The sequence below is a fragment of the Luteibacter sp. E-22 genome (assembly GCF_049913125.1).
Lineage (GTDB): Bacteria > Pseudomonadota > Gammaproteobacteria > Xanthomonadales > Rhodanobacteraceae > Luteibacter.
The window spans coordinates 2,888,647-2,911,966 of sequence record NZ_CP183975.1 but is presented as its reverse complement, the minus strand read 5'-3'; the positions used below and the strand labels follow the sequence as shown (position 1 = coordinate 2,911,966).

Here is a 23,320-nt window from a genome sequence, read left to right as displayed (position 1 = left end):
CGGTTCAGAGCGAATCATCTTTGACGCGGTAAAGCTGCCAGCAGCCGTTCTTCCGGAAGAAGAACGACATCTGGTAGTCGGTATCCGGTTTGGCCAGCTTGATCGTGACTTCCGTGGGACTGGTTGCGGTCCGCGTGGCCGTGAGGCCGTCTTTCGCCTGATCCGTCTGGCTAGGCATCACGGGGAACGTAACTTCGGCCTTGGCGAGCATCTTCGACACGGGCTTCGGCTCGGGATCGGCGTTGGGGTCGACCGAATCGCTTTGCAGTGGATCGGTTACATATGTTTTCTGCAGGGACACGTCGTTCTGGAAGAGGGGCAGGAAGGCATCGAAGTCGCCCGCCGGGCAGCGGGATGCCTGGGCGGCCGCCGTCGATGCGGCGGCGGGCGCCTGTGACGGGGGAGGTGCCTTGTCGCACGCGGCCAGCAGGAGCGTGATGGCCAGGGAGGGAAGAAGAAGCTTGCGCATCGCGGATCCTTTCAAAGCGGTGATGGGGATGGCGGCGTTTGCTGGCTCGCCTGCTGGGCCTGGCGCTGCTCGTGCTCCGCCTGTGCCGCTTGCCGGGCGAGTGCCTGGGCGCTCTGTTCGACGGGCGTCGCGATCGCCTGCTGGGTGCCGACCTCGGCTACCTGCTTGTGCGGTGAATGGATGTCTCCCTGCACGGCATAGGTACGTGCGGCATCCTCGCTGAGCGCCACGTGGTCGATGCGATGCATGCCTTGATGGCGTGCCGCCACCGTAAGCGCGGCGGCGAGGTTCTCACTGCGTTGATCGGGTTCGCGCCGATGCTCGGTATCGAGACGATGCACGGCGTCACGCGCTTGGCGGAACAAGGCATGATCCGGATGCGACGCGTGATTCAGTGCCGGAGCCGGGTAGGGTGGCTGCCCCGGCCCATGTGGATGATGGTGGTGGTGACGGTGACGCCTGCCCGCTTCGAGCAGATCCTGCGCATGCTCGATCGCGTCGAACGTATCGCGACCCACGACGCCGTCCACCTTGAGGCCGGCATCGCGCTGAAACGCTTTAACGGCCATCTTCGTCGACGGACCGTAGTCGCCATCGGCTTTCAGCGGGTGGCCGCCTGCGTCCTTGTACCCCAGGCTGGAGAGGCTGGTTTGCAGGCGACGCACGTCATCGCCGTGCGAGCCTTCCTTGAGCGACACCGATGTGCCGTGATGGAGACGATCCGGCGTGCCGGACGCCGGCGCGCTGGCGTGGCTGTGCGCCAGTCGATCCATGACTTCGGGCGTCAGTTTTTTTTCCCAGGCGACGAAACGTTCCTGTCGATCGTCCAGGCCGTTGTATCTGCCGTTGATGGCGCGTGTTGCCGATTTGACGTCTTCGCGTGCAGCCTCGGGAACGCGGTTTTGCCAGTACCACACAGCGATCCGCGCTGCGTTCGTTGGCTCGGCTGCCAGTTCGGGATGTTTTACCAGGTCCAGGTCCAGCGCATCGCCCGCCGCCCGATAGTTGTCCTTGCCCGTGAGCTGCATATAGCCGCGCCCCCGGTAGAGATAGCCTTCGCCAGGGCGCTCATTACCGTTGCGACCACCGTACATCAGCTCCGCCAGTTTCTCTGGACGGCCCTGAAGTGCACCGATTCGAGCCGTTTCGAGTACGTCGGGCCCTTCGCGCCACGCCGACTGCACCGGTATCTGCGAGATGTTGCGCGTGTAGCGGAAGCCTTCTTCCAACCGGTTCAGCCCATTGGACTCGTGCGAGACCTGGGCCATGAAGTTGGCCAGTTCCCGTGGTCGCGTGATGCCTGCCGCCGTTGCCGCGGCAAGCAGTTGTGTTTCACGATCAATCGCCATGTGTAGCTCCTGTTTGACTATCACGTTCGGCGGAGCTTCCTGCTTGCCATGCACCCGCCGGTCCCGGCGCTTCGATACCACTCGATATCAGGGCAACTCCACCTCCGGTAATTTCGCCGGGTCAAAATCTTCGAAGGCGATCTTGCCGATATCCTTTGCCGGAAGATCGAGCTGCTTTTGCTGCCCGGTGTCCCTGTCCTCCACGCGGCGCAGGGCGCCGGTGAGGAACCAATCGTTGCGATCGGGCGCGTAGGCGAAGGTGAATTCATCCGACCAGTGCTCGCGGCCGCCACCGCCAATGACGACGGTGAAGTGTCCTCGCTCGATACGTGTATATCCGTACGGGTCGCCCGATAAGCCACCACAGCTGGAACAAGGAACGACGCGGGAGTTCGAGGCGACCTTATGTAACCGCCCGTGATCGTCGCGCACCAGCAACATCACTTCACGTGCCGGCCCTTCGCCGAGCTTCGGCGCACCAGCAACGGGCGGATCCAGGACAAGCACCACGCCTTCCGACCCATCGCCCCTGATATCGCCGACCCGGGATTCGAGGATCGTCCTGCCGCCGGTCGCGAATGGTTTCAGGTCATCCATCTTGCTTCCTTTGTCCTGAGTGGCGGACGTTGAGGCGGCGCGAGGCGCTTGCATGGCATGGGTAGCGGCTTCCGTGAGCGTCAACGGAAGGAGGGCTAGCAGGGTGGTGGCAAGGCGATGCTTCATCGGGCATTACATCCGCATGCTCGGAGGCGATGGCTGTGCCTGCTGGTTCGAGGGTTGCTGGTCCAGCGTTTGCTGGACGGCCTGGGATCGATTCGCTTGCTCCATCGGCGCGAGCGCTTCGGCGCTGCTCCGGGCTAGCGGCGTCTGGATGGCCTGCATCACGTCCACCTCGGCATGTTGCTTGAAGGGCGAACGGGCCTCGCCCTGTACAGCATAGGCCCGGCTTGCATCATCGTTGAGCGCGACGTGGTCGATGCGATGCATGCCCGTATTCACGGCGGCGGAGGTCAGCGAGCCGGCGAGGTTTTCGGAATGTGTACCGGGCGCACGCCCGTGCCGCTCGTCCAACTGTTGCACGCCAGCCCGCGCCTGCTGGTAGATCTCGTGGGCAGGATGGCGCGCGTTGTCCAGTAGCGGGGCACCGGCGAGCCGCGCATCGGTCGTCATGCGTTGCGCATCGTGCAGGGCGTCGAGCGTTCGTGTGCCGACGACACCGTCCACGTGCAAGCCGTGCGTCCTTTGAAACGACTCGACGGCACCCCTCGTCTGCGAACCGAAGTGGTTATCCGCGATCAGCGGCAGGCCGTTCGAGCCGGTATAGCCGAGAGTGTGAAGTCGGTTCTGCATTTCCCCAACCGCCTCACCACGAGCACCGGCGCGCAGCGCAGCCGGGTGTTCGGACGGGTGGTGCGCCGCTGCGGCCTGAGCGGGTGACCGCTGCAAGCGCTCGGCGAGTTGTTCGGGAGTTTGCGGGGGCATGGCTTCGACGACGCCGGGCCTCCAGCCTTCGGCTTTGCTGAGGCCGTCGGCGAGGGCGTCGAGTTCTTGTGATGTCATGTCGTCGACGATCTTGTTGTGCAAGTCCAGACCTTTGGCCTCCGCCGTGGCGTGAATCGTCTTGACCTGATTCGAATGGTGCGTCTCACCGCTATAGTCCGCGGTGGAATAGATCTTTACCAGCTCTTCTACGGTCTTATCTTTGAACTTGTCGATGAGCAGCTCTTGCTGTGCTTTTCGCCCAGCCTCATAGCTCTCGAACACGACATTTCCCCATTGGTCAAGGTCGACCACTCCGTCGAACTTACTTTGGGCAGTATCCAGTGCGCGGTCACGTGTCCGCGTAGCGCGAGACGTTTTGTCCGCACTCCCGGAAAACTCGAATTTCAGGTTGCCAGGATTGTTATTTCGCCATGCGACGGTTCCTCCAGAAGCCTGTAGCCAAGAGCCATCCTCGAGTTCATAAATACGAGTCGTACCCTGTGTGGCTGCGAGGCGAGAAACATTCTTGTTGGACAAAACATCCATGGAACTCTCCTTGTAAATACGTAATCAGGTCTATCGAGACCCGAGAGTGCATTCGTTACGTACCGACGTACATGCGCCATGTCCGTGCAGCTTGCATTCGGACATGGCCTTGCCTTCGGCTTGGGTCTCCGACCGCTTCAGCGGTAGCGCGGCAGCAAAGAAATTATTCAGTTCGTCCTGGACTAGTGCCACGCAACCATCTTGCTGCCTGACCAAGACGCGACAGGCGGACGGGCTGTTGCAGCGCTTATTTATAGTGTCGTCAAGTTCACGTTCACTTGGCATGCTGGAAACGAAATGAAACTGATGGGATGTATCGTTCACAACAATGGCTGTCCAAAAGGAGCGAGCTTTCCACTGCGCATCGAAGTCTTTCATCAGGCCCGACGGAGGAAGCGGGAGCGTCCGGTTTACCGCGATCCCACGCCCGAGTTCGACGTCGGTGCGCTTAGCGCTTGTAATACGCCAATGGGAAATGCCCGGATCGTAGACGAGCTGGTACTCGGCGGTGGATTCTTTCTCGCCGGAGTCGATATGCAAAATGCTTATGTGTCCAGGCGAAACGGTGATATGGCGGTCGAGAAATGGGTCCTGGCGGAACTGGTCGCACGTGGTGCATCCGATGATCTTGTCGTTACGGTCCACTTCATGAAAGCGGCCATCCCTCTTGCGAAGAAGGATCAGTTCCCGCTGCCGCGATTCACGGTCGCCGCCGTTGGTCTCGAAAACCGCAGCCGCGTCAGCATTGGGTTGGTCGCCGCTGGTCTTGAAAAAGATCAGATGCATTCGGGCGGGTATAAGCGCCTCAATCTCCGCTGGAGCGAGGATAGGAGGATCGTTTGTGACGCTCGTCGAAGTGGCCGTCCATGCGGGCGACGCATAGACAGTCGAAGTGAAGGCAAGAAGTGCTAAATTTCGAAGCATCATCTCTAAATTTTCACTGCACGCGAATAGGTGCACTGCACGCGCTATAGACGACTTTGCAACCGGAGGCGCCCTCCTTGCATGACTTAAGCGCATCGGCTTTCGCTTCGGTCTCGCTGGGATTGTTTGCGGTTCCCCTGGCGCCATCACCCCAAGCGAGTGCGGCGCATTGGTTGTAGTAAGTCAATGCCACTGAACATCTCGATGCTCCTCTCGCTTCGCAATCGTGTGTTGCGGCGCGCACAGCATCGGATTTGCTGGATTTTGAGGACGAAACACCTACATCGCCGCTTGTGTCATCGATAACGATCGCACCCCACTGGTCAGCCCAGACTGCCTTGGGTGCGGGCGGGGCAGCATCGCCTGCGTTGTATCCAGGCATGCCCGAAGCATCGGGTGGGACGCAGTTTCCTCCACCTGTGTTTACGCCTGTTGCACACTGCGCCCACGTGGTGGCGCTAAATGCAGTTAACGCAATAGAGAAAGCTATACGCTTCATGATTCCTCACGTGTACGACGAGTTCTTCTGTTTGATTTCATCTGGCGATTGGCTGTAACCCGATGATCCGAGTGAAGGAGTATTCATGGACATGGATGGGCTCGTATGTGTCATCTGCCGACCCGGATCTGGGCCAGATGGAGGTACGTAGCTTGATGTTCCTGGAACGCCATACCCTCCACGTCCACCCGACTGCTCCGGCTTGATATGCCCAAACGGCGAGTACGAGTTGAACTGGCCGAGGGTGCCCTGGAAGAAGGCGGCGGCCATGGGCGGGGCGCTGATGATCATGGTCGTGAGCAACAGGCCAAGACCGCCTTGCTGGAGGGCCATGCTGTTGATGCCGTCGGTGGTGCCGGTGCCACCCATGCTCGGCATGGAAAGCAGATATTTTGCGGCGAACGCGGCAGTCACCGCGGCCATCATCTTCATGGCGATGGTCACCATGACGCTGAGGACGGCGAGGGAGAAGACGGTGCCGATGCCGTAGAGAAGCCATTTGCTGAACAGTTGCTTCGTAGGTTCGAAGAGCAGGCACATGATGAAGATCGGACCGAAGCCGACGAACAGAGCGAGGGCGATCTTGTTCAACAGCAGCATGGAGCCGGCGATGACGCTGGGACCGGCGATGCCGATGCCCGTGAACCAGCGGTCGCGGTCCTTGGCGTCCTGGGCGGCCTGATCGCCGCCCGTATCGATGGCGTCGATCGTGCCCATCGCCACCTCCATGCCCGCGAGGTTGTTGTCGATATGCTGGAATGGACTACCCTTCTCGCCTGTCACGTACTGCGCGATCACGGTCGACATGCCGTCGCTCAAGGTCCAGTAGACCGACGAGGACGAATAGGCCGCGGTGGTCGCTATGAAGACGACGAGGGTCGCTTTCAGGGAGTCACCCACGAGTACCATCATCGGTTGGCGCGATTGTCCCGTGACGATGCGGAAGCCCTGGAACATGATCCACACGGTCAGTACGGTTACCGCCACGAAGCCAATGATGGTGGCGGAGCTGGAGAGCAGCTTCCACTGCATGATGTCGATTTCATCGCGCAGGAAGTTATTGATCGTCTGGAAGAAGACGAACTGTGTTGCGCTGTCCAGCGGGCCGCTGAGCATGGCGACGGCCGAATGTTCTAAGTGTGTACCCAAGAGGTCAACCATGACGCGACATTCCGTTTGCAGAAATAGTGATCGGATCAGAAGCCATTGGACTCACCGATACTGAGGGTTTGCATGCCGCTTGGCTTATCGCTCTGTACACCCTTCAACGTCTCCGAAAGCACCGCGCCCGTGGCGAGGCTGCTGATGGCATTGCCGATATCCACGTTACCGACGCCCGGGAGTTGGATCGAACCCCATTCCGATGGCTTCTTGCCCGTATTGGCGGCGTTCGCCGCCAGTGTCTGTTGCGAGCGCAGGTACTTGAGGTTGGCCTCGTAGGCATAGTTCACCGTCTGCATCTGCTGTTGGTCGAGAGCGATCAGGTTGTACAACGCGGTGAGCTTGTTGGTGTTGTCTTCAAGCTTGCCGTATTGGTTCGGATCGTCCGCGCCGATCGCCTGGCGCTCCTTGAGCAGTTCGCGCAGCATGTCGTCGCGTGTTTTCGTGTTCTTGTACATGGTCAACATGTACTGGTACTGAGCGTTCTCAAGGTCGACGATCAGCTTGCAGTTTGCTTGCTGGGGCTCGGCGACCGCCTTGCAGCGGGTACCGTCGTCTAGCTGCGTGCTGTCTTCGGGCAGGGCCTTCTTCGGATCGGCTACGCGCGGACCCGGCTGCGTATCCTTGTACTGCCCGATCTTGAATTTCTTGTTGATCGCGTCGAGATTGGCGTTGATCGTCTTGCCGTCACCATCGCCGGTCTGGCCCAGCACCTTGTTGATGTCCTTGGTCTGGCTGACGGTATCGTCGGTGTGCTTTTCGATCTGGCCGAGCTTGGTATTGGCCTCGGCGTCGTTCACGGCCCACTGCGCCTGGGCGGCGGGTGCCGCGGCGAGCAGGGCGATCAGGAAGGTGCCGCCACCGAGCAGGCGGCGAAGCAGGGATGTCCGACGGGAATGCGTCATTCGGGTTGTCATGATGGTCTCCAGGGTCAATGCGTGGCCAGCGTCAGCGAGCGGCCGAGCGGGCAGGACGCGTCGAGGGGGAGGCAGGTGTGGGTTTCTTGCCACTGCCCTTGCGGTTTTCGTAGAAGGACGGCAGCCACTGGTCCGGGGTGAGGTCGTTGGGCGACACACCGGCGGCTTCGGCGTGCTGGGCGAGGATCTCGTGCATGATCTCGATGTTGTCCGTGGATGCGGAGATGACCGACAGGGCATCGTCCATGCCGCGCAGGTTGAGCTGGCATACGGCCGACGCATGACCCTGCTTGACCAGGAAGCGGCGGGAGCGTTCGTCGAGGCTCACCACCACCTGGTACTCGGCATCGGTCAGCTTCAGGCCGTTGACATAGTCCTCGCGGCTCGCATTGGGGTTGGGCAGGAGGATCATGGTGGCGGTCTGCTCGATGAGAGCCGCAGAAATGTCGCTCGCCAACGCATCCTCGGGACTCTGTGTGGCGAAGATGCCCATGCCGTTCTGCTTACGGATGGTCTTCTGCTTGTTTTTCGCGAACTCCTTGAGCCCGCCCTTGCCGTCGAGGATCTTCCAGAATTCGTCCATCACGTAGATCAGGCGGCGGCCGTCGATCAGCGCTTCCAGGCGGTGCAGGAGGTAGTTGATGACCGGCGCGCGGACTTCCGGATTGTCGATGATGTCGGTGTAGTCGAAGCCGATGATATTGGCCTTGTCCAGGTCCACCGTGTCGCGTGGATTGTCGAAGACCCAGCCCAGGGAATTGCCTGCCGTCCACTTGCGAATGCGAATGAACAAGCCGTCGTCACCGAGATTCGGCAGGCTCTTCTGGAAGTTGGTCATGTTGCGAAGGTGCATCGGCGTGTCGAGAATGTTCTCCACGGCACGATAGATATCCTCTTCTTCACGAGAGCTGTAGACGCTCTTGCCGGCGAGGACTTTGACCAGATCGGCCAGGAACTGCACGTTTTCTTCCGTCCGCTCGCATTGGAACGGATTGAAGCCGGTCGGCTTGCCGTTCTCCAGCGCCAGGTAGTTGCCACCGCATGCGCGCACGAAAATCTCGGCGCCGCGGTCCTTGTCGAAGAAAAAGATGGTCGGCGCCGGATCGAGCTTCTGCACCTGGCTGAGCAGGAAGTTGATAAGCGCCGTCTTGCCGGTACCGGACTTTCCGATGACCATCGTGTTGGCAATGGCTTTCTCGCCGAACGAATTCTCGGCTGGATGGGTCGCATGGAAATTGAAGTAGTACGGCTGACCGTTGGTCGTCTGCAAGGTGGTGACGCAATCGCCCCAGGGATTGTTCTGCTTCTTGCCGGTGGCGAAGTTGTGCAGGGGCGACAGCCCGAGGAAGTTGAGCGAACTCACATTGGCGAGGCGCGTGCGGTATTTCCAGTTTCCCGGGAACTGCGCATAGAAGGCCGACGTCACGGCGAGGTCTTCCTTCACCGAGATGAAACCCGCGTTGGAGAGTTCGGCGCGGGTCGCGGCGATCTGCTGGGAAAGGGTTTCCTGCGCCTGCGAATAAATCGCCATGGTGAAGTGGTACTCACCAAGCACGAAGTTGCCTGAAGCGAGTTGATCCATAGCCTGGTCCATCTCGATGATCTGGCTCACGGCCTTGTCGCCGGAGGAAATCATCATGCCCTTCGTACGCTCCAGTGCCTTGAGCGCGTCCTGGCGTCCCATCGGGCTGAAGGAATGCGTGATGATGTACTCGAAGTCGAGATACTTGAGTCCGTTGAGGATGCCTGGGTAGGTCCCCTCGACGTACTCCTTGATATTGAGGATCGCACCGAAATGATTGATGCCATTCGGTGTGGTGAGAACGAAGTCACCGGTCTTCGAAGAGAATCGCTGACGGCTCACGGGAAGGTAGTCGCGCACGGCCGCACTGAGTACCGGAACCGGCTCCTCGATACGATTGAGGATATAGCCGTACAACTCGAGTGCTTCCGAGAAGACCACGCCGTTGGGCGCCTCATACATGCCCAGGCGCGTCGGTGCGTAGTCCTTGAGCACGGCTTCCACGTTGCCGGCCAACTCCAGTGTCGTGGCGATCGCCTGGTTCTGCTCCGAAAGGAGACGCTCGGCGTTGGACGACTTCTCGACAAAGCGCTTTCCCGATACCACGGGACGGTAGATCATCGTCAGATAGAGCTCGTTCTGCATCAGCTTCTGGCTGGAGAGCGAGGCGTAGTAGCCGTCGGACATTTCCTGATTGAAGCGGTGCTCGAAGCGGCTGCTGTCCTTGACACTGCCACGACGGCGAATGTCGTGGACCCAGAAGGCCACATTGACGAAATCGGGCGCGCGCAGTGTCTGCAACATCCGATTGAAGGTGTTGTGGCGATGTTCTATCTCCCACTCTTCGCGGCCCACGAAGGGAAGGCCGGCCAGTCGCCAGACGAGCAGGAAATCACCGCCGGTCGTCTTGAGGACGGTCGGCGAAACATGCGTGGACAATGGAATGAACTCACCGATCGCTGCATCTGGAGTGAACATGGCTCTGGCTACCGTCGAGAAGCGCTAAAAAGGCCCTGGCAGGGTTCTGCCAGGGCGGAGTATTGCCTTACCGTTTCGCCTTGCCGGGCTCACGGTAGTTGTTGGGCGAGAACACCCACATGCCGTCGTGTTCCTGCAGGTTCCGGATCCGCGTGCGGAATTGCAGGCGGAGCCCCAGCAGCCGAAAGATCATTTCGTCGCGGCGCGCCATCTGGCGCATCACGAATACGCTGATGGGAATCCACAGGAGGAACCACATGTTGAAATACATCGCCATCAGCAAGCCGCTCCCCGCCCCGACGAAGAAGGGGATATAGGGCACGCCCATGAACATGGCCGGACGCGTGCAGCCGCGGAAGAGCGCGTTCTTATGCATGGAAGTGCAGCAGGTGCATCGCGGTCTGCATGGCGTCCATCAGGAAGGAAGCCGTCGTGCTTCCGCTGGTGGAGCTGCATGCATTCGATGCGCCGCCATTGCCACCCACGACCATCTTCGCCACCTGTGCGGCGGCACCGATCAGCACGCCACCCACGAGGGCCGGTGCCACATCGGCGATGCGCTTGTGGGCGAAGGCGATCTGGTAGCCGGAGAAGATCACGGCGATGGTCACGACGACGATCGAGGCCGCGTTCAGCAACGAGTTGATGTTCTCAAAGAAACCGCAGACCTTCTTCGAGGTTTCGGTCACGTCCTGGGCCACGCCGATCGTGGGCAGCAGCAGGACGGTGGCGACCATGAGCAGGGTCACCATCTTGTTGAGCGATGCGCGATCGGTCGGGACGTTGGGCAGGTTGGACAGGGCCATCTCGTAGTTCCTTGGTGTGTTACAGGGATACGGCCGCATGCGGGCGGCCGGGTTGAGGACGGCTACATGGCGTGTAGCCGGTTTCGCAACGACGTGCTTCCCGCAGGGCGGCAGCACGTCAAAAAACAAAGGCGCCATCGCTACCTCCTTGACGAAGGTCCGCCGGGTCGCCAGCGGGTACCGATGGAGTGGCCGGGATCGTGGCCGTGGTGGGCGCGGGGTCGTTGGGGCCCTGCACCTGGGGTGTGAAGATGTCGTTGCCACCTGCCGGGCCGGTGCCGCTGGCGTTGGCCGAAATGCCGATCTGTGCCATGGCCGCGGCCGTGGCCGGATCCGTCGGAATGCGACCCGGCGCAAGCGTGGGATTGCCCGCGGGAGCCTGCGCGCCTATCTGCGACATGATCGCCGCCGTGGTGGGGTCGGTGGGAATGCGACCAGGCGCGGGCGCGGGTGTCGGCCCGGGTAGGGTCGGTGCAGGAACCGTAAGCGCCGCATTGCCGCCAGCGGCGAACGGCATCGTTGCCGCGGCTGCTTGCAGCGCTTGCGCGATGGACGCGGCATCCGGCGGAGTCTCGGCAATGCCGGGATCGGCAGTCGGGGCGACCGTGCGACTGGGTGGGGGCGCGCCGGCCGCGGCAGCCACCGCCGGCGTCAGCGCCGAGGCGACCGCGGCATCGGCCACGCTGCGCATGGCCACGCGGTACGCGGCCCCATTCCCCGTGTAGACGGGCGTTCCCTTGGCGCCGGCGGTCGTCGACGATTTCACCAGTGGAATCGGAACAGCGGTGGATGCCAGGGCGGATTGCCGCGCCATGGAGTCGAAGATCTTCTGAACGTAGCCGTCTTGGTACCCGGTGGTGAAGTTGCCGGAGTAGTAGCAACTGAAGGCCTTGCCCCAGTCGCCGCCCGCGCTGGCATAGCACTGGGCGAGGATTTGCGATCCGGCGACGAGGTTGGGGCATACCTGGAAGGCTTTTTCGTAGGTATCGAGGCCGAACTTGCCGAGATTGGCACGGTTGACCTGCGCGACACCCAACGAATAGTTGTAGCCCTTCGCCTCAAGCATGCGCACCGTCGCCACGGCTTCGCCGAGGTTCTCCGGTTGGCGCACAAGCTGCCCGCCAACGACGCCGATCGCAAAGGGATTGCGCGACGACTCGACATTCACGACATGCTGCATCACCTCGGCCGGTACGGCGAGGTTTGGGCAAGCCATCATTTCCATTCCTGGTACCACCGTTACAACTCCTGTCTAATGACCGATGTGTTTCGCGTGTTACCCCCCGTCCGGGGCCAGGGCCCGAGCCGGGTTGAAATCGATGCCGGTGATGTGACGACGCCCGGCATGCGCCTTGATATGAACGACGATGTCGATGGTCAGCATGAGCAAGCGTTTGATCGTCGAGAACTCCAACCCCGCGCCTTCGTTGGAGGCCTTCACCATGAGCCCCAGCTGATCCCAGGTCTGCTCCACGCTTCCTGCGTGACAGCTTGTAATCGACCCGGGATGCCCGGATGCGCAATTTCGGATGAAGTAGAACGATTCGTCGCCACGAAGCTCCGCCAGGATGATCCGGTCGGGTTTCATTCGGAGGCAGGCCTCCATGCAACTCTTCGCCGTGACGTTGCTGGCGCTTTGCCCACCCTTGGAATAGAGGAGGTGGACGACATTGGGCTGGTCGATGAAAAGCTCGCGCGCATCCTCGATGGTGACCAGCCGCTCGTCTTCGGGGATATGTCCCACCAACGACTTCATGAACGTGGTCTTGCCGCTGCCGGTGGCGCCGGCGACGACGATATTCTTCTTGCTAAGCACCGCATGGCGAAAGAAGTCCGCATAGCGGCGCTCCGCACGAAGTTCCAGCAATTCACGATCCGCCTGGCTGATCGTATTGGCACCTTCCAGGATCTGGTCGAAAAACCCGTCCTCCTGGTATTGCGTCAAGGTCTTGCTTTGTCGCGAGGGCAATCGAATGGTTATCGAAACACGCCCGGCCTCGCATGCTGGCGGAAGGACGAACTGCGCACGCTGCCCGGTGGGGAATGTCAGCGAGACGACCGGATCGACATCGGTGATGCGTTGCCCGGTGTTGCTTTCATTGACCACCGCCGTGCAGAACTGGCGAGCCCGCTCGAACGTGAGCGACGGTACTTCCACGCGATGCCAGGCGCCGCGACTCTCGAGATAGAGTTCGCCCGGCTTGTTTATGCATATCTCGGTCACATCGGACGATGCGAGGTAGTCCCGGATACCCAGCACTTCGTACTGGTAGTCCAGGAAATCGCTTCCGACGGCGGCGAGGGCGGGTTGGCTCATTTGCTCAATACCGTGCCACGACGCCGCTGAAGTCGACGTCCTTCGCGACATAGATGGCGAGGACCGTGCCCTGGTTGATCGTGACCGTGGCAGGGCGGTTGGCTGCACGTTGTACCGCGGTGTTCGCGATCTGCTGGAGCGTCGCGGCGGTGTTGCTTTCGAACGGGCTCTGCGTCACCACGCCATTGCTGATCGTGGTCTGGCGAGGGCCGTGTTCCGCCGCTTCGTACTTGAAGGCATCGCTGAGCAGGGAGATGAGCAGGGCCGCGCCGATGCGGCTACCCCAATGCGCATTGTAATAGCCGGGGTGGCCGGCGCCGCCGAGCGTATCCACGCCTGGGCTAGCCATGTTCACGTCGATGCCCGTGGGCGTGACGATGCGATCCCAGATAACGGCAACGCGCGGTCCGTTGGGCTCCATCTCGTACTTGCCCAGTACCTTGGAGCCCTTGGGCAACAGCAGGCGCTTGCCAGTGAACGAATACACGGGCTCGGTGACGACGCAGGAGGTGAAACCCGGGATGTCCGTGATGATTCGTGTTTCAAGAACGCAGCGGATGAAAGTGCCGCGCAGCATCAGCGTATCCGGATGAGTCAGCGGCGAGGCATTGGACACGTCCGGAAGGGACTTACCGCCATATGCACTGTTTACCGGCACGCCGCCCGACGGTCCTGGATAGGGCATGCCCGGAATCATCCCGTAGGGACTGGCAGGTCCGCCCATGCCACCGCCTCCCGGCTGCCCGCTGGCACCGGCCACCTGAGCGGCCTCGGTATCCATCATGCGCCGCTCAAGGAGCGACGGCCCCGTGTTCATGCGCTGCGTGGCTGCGCGCGGCTGCGCGGTGGACGGTAGCGGAGGCGGCGGAGCGAGCGCGATCGGCTCAGGCAGCCTTGGGGGGGCCTGTTCCGGTATGGGGGCGACCTTGGGAGCGTCGGGTATCGAAACGGTTTCCTCGTGCTTGGGCTTTGGTGCCGGCGCCGACGACTGGTTGCCGCTCAGGAAGAAGTACGCGGCGAACAACAGCAACGCGACTATGCCGGCGAGGAAGCCGAGGGCGCGCCGATTCATCCGTCGCACGTCGGCGGCCGCCAATTGAGGCGCACCGGCGTCGAGGTCCGGCGGAGGTGCCTGGCGTTGCTGTGCGGAGTAGGGATTGTTCGCTAGCGCTTCGGCTTGCTCGCCAGCGGCATCCCGCGGCGGCACCTGGCCGTCGCGGTTCTCGTCGTCGGGATGATAGGGATTATTCGGGCTCACTTCTTCGTGTTCCTTCGCAGACCCACGACGTTGTTGTCGTGCCGGATGACAAGGTAGTTGTACGTGCCGTGGACAACGATGGTGTTGCCCTCAACCGTCGTGTTCACCACCGAGTCCTCGCCGTGTTCCTTCTCGCGCATGTAGATCGTAGGGAAGTTGCCCGTGGGGAACTGCTTGAGGTCGGGCATTTTTATGTACGTGAAACGGCCGTCGTCGTAGACGTTGATCGGCACCAGCCAGGGAGCGGTCTTACGCTTCATGGCGTAGTCGTAGTCGAAGTTGTAGTCGCGCCCCTTTACCAGCGTCGTGTCGAGTTCCGGCGTCGCGGCGACCTTCTTCGTCTCGGCCAGGAAGCTTGTATCGGCGGGATAATTGAAGGTGATCTTGTACTGCACGCCTGCGCGACGCGCCTGGTCGAGTGTCTTCCAATCGGTGGCGACCACCTTCAGTTCGAAGATATAGGAGTGGGTCGCGGTACGAATCATCATGTTCGTGTCGACGTCGACATTCTTCGGCTTCACATAGAAGACGTTGTCACGCCGGGTCAACTCCCAGCCGCTGCTGAAGCCGGTGCTGTAGTCGAGAATTTTTTCGTTCGGGCTCAGCTCGATCTGTGTCGTTATGCCGAGGCCGGTACGAACCGTATAGATCTTGTCCGGCTCATATTCGTAAGGCGTGACGACCTGCGCCTTCGCGGCGCCGATCATGCCGGCAGTCGCGAGGCAGAGCGCCAGTGAAAGTCGAAGTGTGGTTACGCGCTTCATCAACGGCGCCCTCCATTGGCGGCGTTCGGGTGGATGGGAGCCGTTGCTTGCGGTGCGGCGGCTGGTGCTTGCCCCGTCTGTTGTTGCGCCGGTACGACTCCACCGGGCGACGTGCCGTCGGTGGGTATCGGAGAAGGCGGCATGGCGGCGACGGTAGCTGCGGCCGATGAGGCGGACGGAGCCGGCACGCTGGTGGGCGCGACAGCGGCGGCGGTCGCGGGCGGCGAGCTCTCAGGCGGCGGCGGCTCCGCGTAGTCGCTGTCGACCCGGTAATCGGTAACCTGGAACCCGAGCGGATTCTCCACCCTGTACTGGTCGTCCATCTTCAGGTTCGGCTTGTACGCGAAAGCCATCGTGGCGATCTTGCTGTCGAGCGGCACGGTCTGGCCGGACACCTTGTTGTAGACGGTGCGTTGAAAGCGGACCGTGGCTCCCTTGGGCGTGGTCCCATCCTCACCGCCGATCAGTACGATGCTGAGGATCTTGACGCGGACGGCACGATCGCGGCCGTAGATCTTGTAAGGAGCAGACGGATTGTCGAGAGCGTGCAGATCGGTGTAGGCCTTGGCGATGTTTGGCGAGGCCATCGTCAACACGGTTGCCCAATCACGAAGATTGATCATCGTGACGTCGAACGATTCGCGCGCGAGGATGAAATGAGTGATGTTGCTTCGGTTGATCGCTTCGCTGGCGGTAATGCGCCGGTTGACGACGTCATCGGTGATGCGTGTCAACGAACTCATGCCCGTATAGGCATCCGCGAGCACGATATACGGCACCTTTTCCTTCAAGGGGAGGATGTAGAAGTAGCCGCCCGCTAGGATCACCGACATCGAGATCGCACAGAACGCCACCATCCATGCGCGGCGTTCGCTGCGCTGGGCGAGGTCGGACATCGTGATTTCGAAGTCGACGGACTTCGATACCGCGGCGTCGATCTTCGGAGAGTTTTTCTTGTTCAACATCGAAGGGCCTGGTGTGACTGTCGCGGGGTGGGATTACTGGGTCCGGGGCGTGCTGTCCGCGGCGACAGCAGGAGTCGTCGTGGCCGGCGCTTGTGCGAGAGGAGCCTTGTTCGGCGTAACGGAAGGCGCCTCGTTGGCAGGTGTCGGCGTTGCTTCCACCGTCTTGGCGACGGGAGTCGTCGGAACGATGGCGCTCGTTTCCTCGACCAGGATTTCCGGTCCATTCACGACGACGCTGACGCCCTGGGGCGCGAAGATCGTGCTCAGTTGCGTCGCCGCGTCGCGAACCTCCGAGGTGTGGATCTGTGCGGTGGCCTTTGGCAACGTGAAGTCCGATCGAAGCTTGTACTGCAGCTTGGTTCCCGTATCGCTCGTCCACCGCGTCAGCATCGTCTTCAACGTGCCATCCATGGGTGCGGCGTAATAGGTGTATGGAACCGCGAGCGGGATCTCGACCGTCTTGTCGTCGTAGCGGTTCACCGGTTTCCACCGCCCTCCGAAATCCTTCGCTGCCGGTGTGCCACAAGCGGTGAGCAGCATGGCGAGCGCGGAGACGAAGCAGATGGCAAGGGCGGGGTGCAGGGTTCTATTCACGCGTGGCTCGTAGTTCATCGGAAGACCAAAGAGGAAAACGTCGGCAGCACTTCGCGCGGCTCATCGCCAGGCGCGAAGCCGGGAATGCGTTTACTTCGTTACGAAGGGCGCAGGGCAGCAGCGAGGTGGGTGAGGTAGCCCGCCCGCCTCTGGATCCGTCGATGTACCGCCGCGCCGAATGCGCTGGCGGAGGTGATGCCCCTGGCAGTAGCTGGAGCCTTGAGCCAACCGGCTCCGAGCGACATGCAATTCATCCATACAACATCCTGTACGAGCGCGCAGGCGCCCTTGCATAACGTGCCAGCGAAGAATGGTCATGCGTATGAGCGGCGATGCGATGATCGCCCACTCAGGGTTGCGCCTTATTGACCGTAGATTCCCCACCCCTGATACGGACCCCTGTCCGCGATGTAAAGATAACGCAACGACAAATTCCTGACTAGTGGCCGATGTGCATGTTTTTGGGACTCTTGTCACACATTGTGGGCATGTAATATGCGTGAAACGCGTCGAAGCGTTGACGGGCATCGCTCCGTACGCGCGCGTTGCGTCACGTAACTGCCGGATTTGTGTATGTCTCGTGAAGGTTGCGGTTGTAACCATCAAGCTCCCTCTCCTTGGGCAATAAGTTGTCATTCCGTCGTGTCAGATATGCGACATCCCCCTTCATTCCAGGAAGTTGCACGAGCTGGTCGAGTGCGGGCCCGATGGCGCCGCTCGACATATGCGAAATGCTGACTGAACGGAGAGCGTGGCGTCAGTGGATAAGTGTCAGCCCGTGCTGTGGGCATCCATCTGTGCCCGAATGCGGTCGCGCCCGCGAATCCAGCGTTGTGTGTTTCCGAAAGACCCAGCGGTTGGATGCCGGACATCCGCTCACTTGGCGGGCGGCGCGCTATTGCTATTAATGAATAGGCCTTGCCATGACCGGCCGCGGCTGTCTTTGCGGTAGCGTGAATGGCAATCTATACGAGCGTCAATTTGTCAATTAATTAGTGCCATCGTAGGTACGTATTTCAATCGAAACAATAGAATAATTCTCAAAAAATCGGTTTCCCTGTCGATCCTCACATCGACATCCCGAAGCGCCGGTAGTAGAAACCCTCTCTTTACCGACAGGACCCCCATGGATTCCGCAGTCATTCCCTCCGACGCCGAGCTGATGACGCTCGCGCAGGATGTCGCTGCCGCCGCGCTCGAGCGGCGGGTGATGGTCGCCACCGCCGAATCGTGTACCGGTGGCTGGATAGCCAAGACACTGACGGACCTGGCCGGGAGTTCGGCCTGGTTCGAGGCCGGCGTCGTCAGTTACAGCTATAGCGCCAAGGAGGCCCTCCTTGGCGTCAATCCCCGCACCCTGGAGCGGACCGGTGCCGTGAGCGAGGAGACCGTGCTCGAGATGGTTTCGGGAGCACTGGCTCGATACGGTGCGGGCGTGGCCGTGGCGGTCACCGGAATCGCGGGCCCCTCTGGCGGCACGCCGGAGAAGCCCGTCGGCACGGTGTGGATCGGCTGGAAGCGGCGCGGGGGCTATGCCCACGCCCGGCTTTATCATTTCGAAGGGGATCGCGAGGCGGTCCGGCGACAGACGGTGGCTGCCGCGCTTGTTGGAATGACCGACGAACTAAAGGGCTGAACCAGGCCGCCTATGGCAAACTTGGTGATTGCGGATCGCAGTCCCTGAGACCACGGTCGGGCAAGATACTTACCTACACAAAGAGACTGGAAACCACGATGGACGACAATAAGCGCAAGGCGCTGGCGAGTGCCCTCGGCCAGATTGAAAAGCAGTTCGGCAAGGGTGCCGTGATGCGTCTTGGCGACCGCGTCGACGACCAGATCGACACGGTGTCGACCGGCTCGCTCGGCCTGGACATCGCCCTGGGCATCGGCGGCCTTCCGCGTGGCCGCGTCGTCGAGATCTATGGCCCGGAATCCTCGGGCAAGACCACGCTGACCCTGCAGGCGATCGCCTCCTGCCAGCGTGCGGGTGGCACGGCGGCGTTCGTCGACGCCGAGCATGCGCTCGACCCTAGCTACGCTGAAAAGCTGGGCGTGAATGTCGCCGACCTGCTGGTCAGCCAGCCGGATACCGGCGAACAGGCGCTTGAGATCGCCGACATGCTGGTACGTTCCGGCGCCGTCGACATGGTGGTGGTCGACTCGGTCGCCGCGCTGACGCCGAAAGCCGAAATCGAAGGCGAAATGGGCGATTCCCACGTGGGCCTGCATGCCCGCCTGATGAGTCAGGCCCTGCGCAAGCTCACCGCCAACATCAAGAAGACCAATTGCCTGGTCATCTTCATCAACCAGATCCGCATGAAGATCGGCGTGATGTTCGGCAGCCCCGAAACCACCACCGGTGGTAACGCGTTGAAATTCTATGCCTCGGTCCGCCTGGACATCCGCCGTATCGGCGCGGTGAAGAAGGGTGAGGAGGTCATCGGCTCGGAGACACGCGTCAAGGTCGTGAAGAACAAGGTGGCACCGCCGTTCCGCCAGGCGGAGTTCGAGATCCTCTACGGCGAAGGTACGTCGCGCGAAGGCGAGATCATCGAGCTGGGCGTTCGCGAGAACCTGATCGACAAATCCGGTGCCTGGTACAGCTACAAGGGTGACCGCATCGGCCAGGGCAAGGAAAACGTGCGTCAGTTCCTGCGGGACAACCCGGCCATCGCCAACGAAGTGGACGCCGAGCTGCGTGCCCGCCTGCTGGTCAAGGCGGGCCCGAAGGCCGAGGCCTCGACCGAGGCCGACGAGCTTGAGGAAGTCTGATAGGGAAACGGGGAAGGGCGGCGGCAAGGCCGACCGCCCGACCCGTACCGCGTACGATAAGGCGCTGGGGCTGTTGGCCCGGCGCGAGCATTCCCGCCGCGAACTCAAGCAGAAGTTGGAACGCGGCGGTTTCGAGCATGACGAGTCCGTGGCTGCGCTTGAGCGCCTGGGCGACCAGGGCTACCAGGACGACGACCGCTTCGCCGGGTCCCTGGTACGCAGCCGGGTGGGGCAGGGCTATGGGCCGGCCCGCATTCGTGCCGAACTGCGTAGCCAGGGAATCGCCGATGCCCGTATCCGCGAATTGATCGAAGCGGCGGACGTCGATTGGCACGATCTGGCCGCGAATCAGCTGCGCCGACGCTACGGCAAGCCATCCACCGACCCCGCCGAACGGGCGCGGAGGGCGCAATTCCTCTTGCGTCGCGGCTTCGCCGCCGCCACAGTACGTGTTCTTACCCATGCCGATGCGGAAGACGCCGACGATGACTGAAGGCAGTGAGCCTTGATTCTGGACGGAGCGTCCCCGCGACATGTCTCGCAGCTCCCACGCCACGATCGCTCATGAAAACCGCCCAAATCCGTTCGACCTTCCTCGACTTCTTCCGCTCTAAGGACCACACCATCGTGCCGTCGGCATCCTTGGTGCCATCGAACGACCCCACGTTGCTGTTCACCAACTCGGGCATGGTCCCGTTCAAGAACGTGTTCCTCGGCAGTGAAAAGCCGGGCTACGTTCGGGCGGCCGACGTCCAGCGTTGCCTGCGTGCCGGCGGCAAGCACAACGATCTCGATGCCGTGGGCTATACCGCCCGCCATCACACCTTTTTCGAGATGCTGGGCAACTGGTCGTTCGGCGACTACTTCAAGCGCGATGCCATCCGCTACGCGTGGGAATTGCTCACCTCGGTTTACAAGCTTCCGTCCGAGCGGCTGTGGGTCACCGTCTATCATACCGACGACGAGGCCTACGACATCTGGAATAAGGAAGTCGGCGTGCCGGCGGACCGCATCGTCCGCATCGGCGACAACAAGGGCGCGCCCTTTGCGTCGGACAACTTCTGGCAGATGGCCGATACCGGTCCTTGCGGCCCCTGCACCGAGATCTTCTACGATCACGGCCCCGACGTCGCCGGCGGTCCCCCGGGTTCGCCCGACGAGGATGGCGATCGCTATATCGAGATATGGAACCTCGTGTTCATGCAGTTCGACCGTGCCCCGGACGGCACGCTCTCGCCGTTGCCGGCGCCGTGCGTCGACACCGGCATGGGCCTGGAGCGCTTGGCGGCCGTGCTGCAGCACGTGCATTCGAATTACGAGATCGACCTGTTCGCGCACCTGATCGCGGAAGCTTCACGCCTGACGGGCACGGCCGACCTCGCAAACAAGTCGTTGCGTGTCATCGCCGACCATATCCGTGCCTGTTCCTTCCTGATCGTCGATGGTGTCCTGCCGTCCAATGAAGGGCGCGGCTACGTGCTCCGTCGCATCATCCGCCGTGCCCTGCGGCATGGCTGGATGCTCGGCGTGCGTGGCGATTTCTTCTGGAAGATGGTGGCGCCGCTGGTCGCCGAGATGGGCGAGGCATATCCCGAGATCGCCGCGAAGCAATCCTTCGTGGAGCAGGCCCTCAAGACCGAGGAGGAGCGGTTCGGCGAGACCCTCGAGCATGGCATGCGCCTGTTCGACGACATCGCCGCGAAGTCGGGCCAGATCATCCCGGGTGTCGACGCCTTCCGGCTCTACGATACCTACGGGTTCCCCGTCGACCTCACCGCCGATATCGCACGCGAGCGCGGCATGACCGTCGACATGGACGGCTTCGAGCGTGCCATGGGCGAGCAACGCGCTCGCGCCCGCGCCGCCAGCAACTTTGGCAGCAAGGCCCAGCTTCCCGCCGAGGTCGCCAGTGCGCTCGCGCCGACGGTGTTCACGGGGTACGACGTCCTGGACCTCGCCGATGCGACGGTTCTGGCCATCGTTCGCGACGGCAAGGCCGTCGATCGCCTCGCCGATGGTGAGGACGCCTTCGTGCTGCTCGACCGCACGCCTTTCTATGCCGAATCCGGCGGCCAGGTCGGCGATACCGGCATGCTGCGCAATCCCTCCGGTGCCTTCGCCGTGGCGGATACGCAGAAGGTCGCAGGTGCCTTCTTCGCGCACTTCGGTACCTGGCAAGGCTCCGCGCCACTGGAGAAGGGCGCTGTCGTCGCCGCCTCGGTGGACGCGGCACAGCGCCAGGCCACCGTGCTCAACCATTCCGCCACGCACCTGCTGCACGCCGCGTTGCGTACCGTGCTGGGCGACCATGTGGCCCAGAAGGGTTCGCTGGTTGCACCTGAGCGGTTGCGCTTCGATTTCTCGCACTTCAAGCCGATCACCGCCGAGGAATTGGCTCAGGTCGAACGCATGGTCAACAGCGAGATCCGTCGCAACGCCCAGGCGGAGGTTCACCACATGGGCTATGACGAAGCGATCGACTTCGGTGCCATCGCCTTGTTCGGTGAGAAGTACGGCTCGGAAGTGCGCGTGCTGAAGATGGGCGACTTCTCCGCCGAACTCTGCGGCGGCACGCACGTGTCGCGCACCGGCGACATCGGCCTGTTCAAGATCGTCTCCGAATCGGGTGTGGCGGCGGGTGTGCGCCGTATCGAGGCGGTGACGGGTGCGGGTGCCCTGGCCCGCGTGGCCGATGAAGAGCGCGTGCTGGGCGAAGTTTCCGGCCTGGTCGGCGCCCACGGCGACGAGGTCGTCGAGAAATTGCGCCAACTGTTCGACCGGCAAAAGAAGCTGGAGCGCGAAATCGAATCCTACAAGGCCAAGGCGGCCAGTTCGGCATCGGCCGACCTCGTCGCGTCGGCCGTGGACGTGGCCGGGATCAAGGTCGTCGCCGCACGCCTGGAGGGCCTGGACGCCAAGTCGCTTCGCGACAGCCTGGATGTCCTGAAACAGAAGCTGGGTGACTGCGCCGTTGTTCTGGCGGGTGCGGCGGACGGTCGCGTGTCGCTGGTGGCCGGTGTCGGCGGAGCGGCGCTGGGCCGGGTCAAGGCGGGCGACCTTGTCGCCGAGGTGGCCTCCCACATCGAGGGCAAGGGTGGCGGGCGGCCGGACATGGCCCAGGGCGGTGGCCTCGATGGCCCGACCTTGCCGGCCGTGCTCGCAGGCATTCCGGCGTGGGTGGAAGCTCGCCTGCGCTGAACGGGAGATGGCCGGGGTATGCGTCGACACGCCATAAAGGTGTTCCGGCGCGTGCATTGCCAGCCATGTGCGTTGCGTCCCCCGGTTTGGCTCGGCTAGTATCATCCGAATGTCGAATGCATCCTTCGGCATCGATCCTTCGGATCGAGAGTGGCAGGACAGCTGGTCAGCGACACACACACAACAAGAGCCGGGGAAGGCAATCGGCCTTCGATGGTCGGAACGTCGATCCATTGACGGCAAGCACTCGGGGTGAGGTTGTCGTTGGTGGGGAAGCCAATACCTGATTTTATGGAGTATCAATCATGCTGATTCTGACCCGCCGGGTCGGTGAAACCCTGATGATCGGCGACGAGGTGACCGTCACCGTTCTGGGTGTGAAGGGTAACCAGGTGCGCATCGGCATCAATGCGCCGAAGAATGTCGCGGTTCATCGCGAGGAAATTTACCAGCGCATCAAGAACGAGAACGATCCGGCCGGCCATTCCGGGGACGACCAGTAAAGTCTTTACGACCGCAGCAAGGCAAAGTATCCTTGCTGGCTCGTTAAGGCTCGTTCCTCGACGACGATCACGGAGAGTTGCCCGAGAGGCCGAAGGGGCTCCCCTGCTAAGGGAGTATAGGGTCAAAAGCCTTATCGAGGGTTCGAATCCCTCACTCTCCGCCAGTTACGCAAGACGCCCCCTCGTGGGGCGTTTTGCGTTATGGGATACCGAAAACATGTGGGAAATCGACCCATCATGGGGACCGACGATATTGTGGGAGCCGGCTACGCCGGCGATCCCGCGGCAGCGGG

20 protein-coding genes, 1 tRNA gene and 2 pseudogenes are annotated in these 23,320 nt (G+C 61.8%); 6 read left to right on the top strand and 17 right to left on the bottom strand.

Going from position 1 to position 23,320, the window contains the following annotated elements; genetic code table 11:
- Positions 1-4 precede the first annotated feature (4 nt).
- The 17 genes and pseudogenes from ACN9M2_RS13075 to ACN9M2_RS12995 all read right to left on the bottom strand — a co-directional run.
- Positions 5-469, bottom strand: coding sequence for a hypothetical protein (locus ACN9M2_RS13075; protein WP_426285138.1), 465 nt, complete (start codon positions 467-469; stop codon positions 5-7).
- A gap of 11 nt (positions 470-480) precedes the next feature.
- Positions 481-1,818: an XVIPCD domain-containing protein gene (locus tag ACN9M2_RS13070; protein ID WP_426285137.1), complete on the bottom strand. Its 1,338-nt coding sequence runs from the start codon at positions 1,816-1,818 to the stop codon at positions 481-483.
- A gap of 87 nt (positions 1,819-1,905) precedes the next feature.
- On the bottom strand, positions 1,906-2,415 hold the full coding sequence (locus ACN9M2_RS13065) for a hypothetical protein (RefSeq protein WP_426285136.1): 510 nt from the start codon (positions 2,413-2,415) through the stop codon (positions 1,906-1,908).
- A 132-nt stretch (positions 2,416-2,547) separates the two neighbouring features.
- Positions 2,548-3,846: an XVIPCD domain-containing protein gene (locus tag ACN9M2_RS13060; protein ID WP_426285135.1), complete on the bottom strand. Its 1,299-nt coding sequence runs from the start codon at positions 3,844-3,846 to the stop codon at positions 2,548-2,550.
- Positions 3,847-3,876: 30 nt separating this feature from the next.
- Positions 3,877-4,773 (bottom strand): DUF4189 domain-containing protein, encoded by an 897-nt coding sequence (locus ACN9M2_RS13055; RefSeq protein WP_426285134.1) that lies wholly within the window; start codon positions 4,771-4,773, stop codon positions 3,877-3,879.
- A 10-nt stretch (positions 4,774-4,783) separates the two neighbouring features.
- Positions 4,784-5,152, bottom strand: coding sequence for a DUF4189 domain-containing protein (locus tag ACN9M2_RS13050; protein WP_426287923.1), 369 nt, complete (start codon positions 5,150-5,152; stop codon positions 4,784-4,786).
- A gap of 123 nt (positions 5,153-5,275) precedes the next feature.
- Positions 5,276-6,430, bottom strand: coding sequence for a type IV secretion system protein (locus ACN9M2_RS13045; protein WP_426285132.1), 1,155 nt, complete (start codon positions 6,428-6,430; stop codon positions 5,276-5,278).
- Between the two features lie 35 nt (positions 6,431-6,465).
- A complete protein-coding gene (locus ACN9M2_RS13040) occupies positions 6,466-7,347 on the bottom strand; it encodes a hypothetical protein (protein ID WP_426285131.1) in 882 nt (293 codons plus the stop codon).
- 31 nt (positions 7,348-7,378) lie between these two features.
- Entirely contained in the window at positions 7,379-9,847 is a 2,469-nt protein-coding gene (locus ACN9M2_RS13035; protein WP_426285130.1) for a VirB4 family type IV secretion/conjugal transfer ATPase, read from the bottom strand.
- Between the two features lie 67 nt (positions 9,848-9,914).
- A complete protein-coding gene (locus ACN9M2_RS13030) occupies positions 9,915-10,223 on the bottom strand; it encodes a type IV secretion system protein VirB3 (protein WP_426285129.1) in 309 nt (102 codons plus the stop codon).
- Complete coding sequence (locus tag ACN9M2_RS13025; protein ID WP_426285128.1) at positions 10,216-10,653, bottom strand: TrbC/VirB2 family protein; 438 nt, start codon at positions 10,651-10,653, stop codon at positions 10,216-10,218. Before ACN9M2_RS13025 ends, ACN9M2_RS13030 begins: the two co-directional genes overlap by 8 nt.
- Before the next feature lie 762 nt (positions 10,654-11,415).
- Positions 11,416-11,878: pseudogene (locus ACN9M2_RS13020) on the bottom strand (lytic transglycosylase domain-containing protein); the annotation flags it as partial.
- 51 nt (positions 11,879-11,929) lie between these two features.
- Positions 11,930-12,970, bottom strand: a complete 1,041-nt coding sequence (virB11, locus tag ACN9M2_RS13015; RefSeq protein WP_426285127.1) for a P-type DNA transfer ATPase VirB11 — start codon at positions 12,968-12,970, stop codon at positions 11,930-11,932.
- A gap of 4 nt (positions 12,971-12,974) precedes the next feature.
- Positions 12,975-14,228, bottom strand: a complete 1,254-nt coding sequence (locus ACN9M2_RS13010) for a TrbI/VirB10 family protein (protein WP_426285126.1) — start codon at positions 14,226-14,228, stop codon at positions 12,975-12,977.
- A complete protein-coding gene (locus tag ACN9M2_RS13005) occupies positions 14,225-14,935 on the bottom strand; it encodes a TrbG/VirB9 family P-type conjugative transfer protein (RefSeq protein WP_426287922.1) in 711 nt (236 codons plus the stop codon). Before ACN9M2_RS13005 ends, ACN9M2_RS13010 begins: the two co-directional genes overlap by 4 nt.
- Before the next feature lie 56 nt (positions 14,936-14,991).
- On the bottom strand, positions 14,992-15,957 hold the full coding sequence (locus ACN9M2_RS13000; RefSeq protein ID WP_426285125.1) for a virB8 family protein: 966 nt from the start codon (positions 15,955-15,957) through the stop codon (positions 14,992-14,994).
- Between the two features lie 201 nt (positions 15,958-16,158).
- A pseudogene (locus ACN9M2_RS12995) lies at positions 16,159-16,569 on the bottom strand (hypothetical protein); the annotation flags it as partial.
- 1,108 nt (positions 16,570-17,677) lie between these two features.
- Between ACN9M2_RS12995 and ACN9M2_RS12990 the strand changes: the two are divergent.
- From ACN9M2_RS12990 to ACN9M2_RS12965, 6 genes are all read left to right on the top strand, one after another.
- Positions 17,678-18,187, top strand: a complete 510-nt coding sequence (locus tag ACN9M2_RS12990) for a CinA family protein (protein WP_426285124.1) — start codon at positions 17,678-17,680, stop codon at positions 18,185-18,187.
- Positions 18,188-18,285: 98 nt separating this feature from the next.
- Positions 18,286-19,326 carry a recombinase RecA gene (recA, locus tag ACN9M2_RS12985; RefSeq protein WP_371023277.1) on the top strand — a complete coding sequence of 347 codons (1,041 nt, stop codon included), beginning with the start codon at positions 18,286-18,288 and terminating at the stop codon, positions 19,324-19,326.
- Positions 19,313-19,819: a regulatory protein RecX gene (locus ACN9M2_RS12980; protein ID WP_426285123.1), complete on the top strand. Its 507-nt coding sequence runs from the start codon at positions 19,313-19,315 to the stop codon at positions 19,817-19,819. Before recA ends, ACN9M2_RS12980 begins: the two co-directional genes overlap by 14 nt.
- Positions 19,820-19,890: 71 nt before the next feature.
- On the top strand, positions 19,891-22,524 hold the full coding sequence (gene alaS, locus ACN9M2_RS12975; RefSeq protein WP_426285122.1) for an alanine--tRNA ligase: 2,634 nt from the start codon (positions 19,891-19,893) through the stop codon (positions 22,522-22,524).
- Between the two features lie 305 nt (positions 22,525-22,829).
- Complete coding sequence (gene csrA / locus ACN9M2_RS12970) at positions 22,830-23,027, top strand: carbon storage regulator CsrA (RefSeq protein WP_072323041.1); 198 nt, start codon at positions 22,830-22,832, stop codon at positions 23,025-23,027.
- Between the two features lie 71 nt (positions 23,028-23,098).
- A tRNA-Ser gene (locus ACN9M2_RS12965) sits at positions 23,099-23,191 on the top strand.
- The last annotated feature ends 129 nt before the right edge of the window (positions 23,192-23,320 follow it).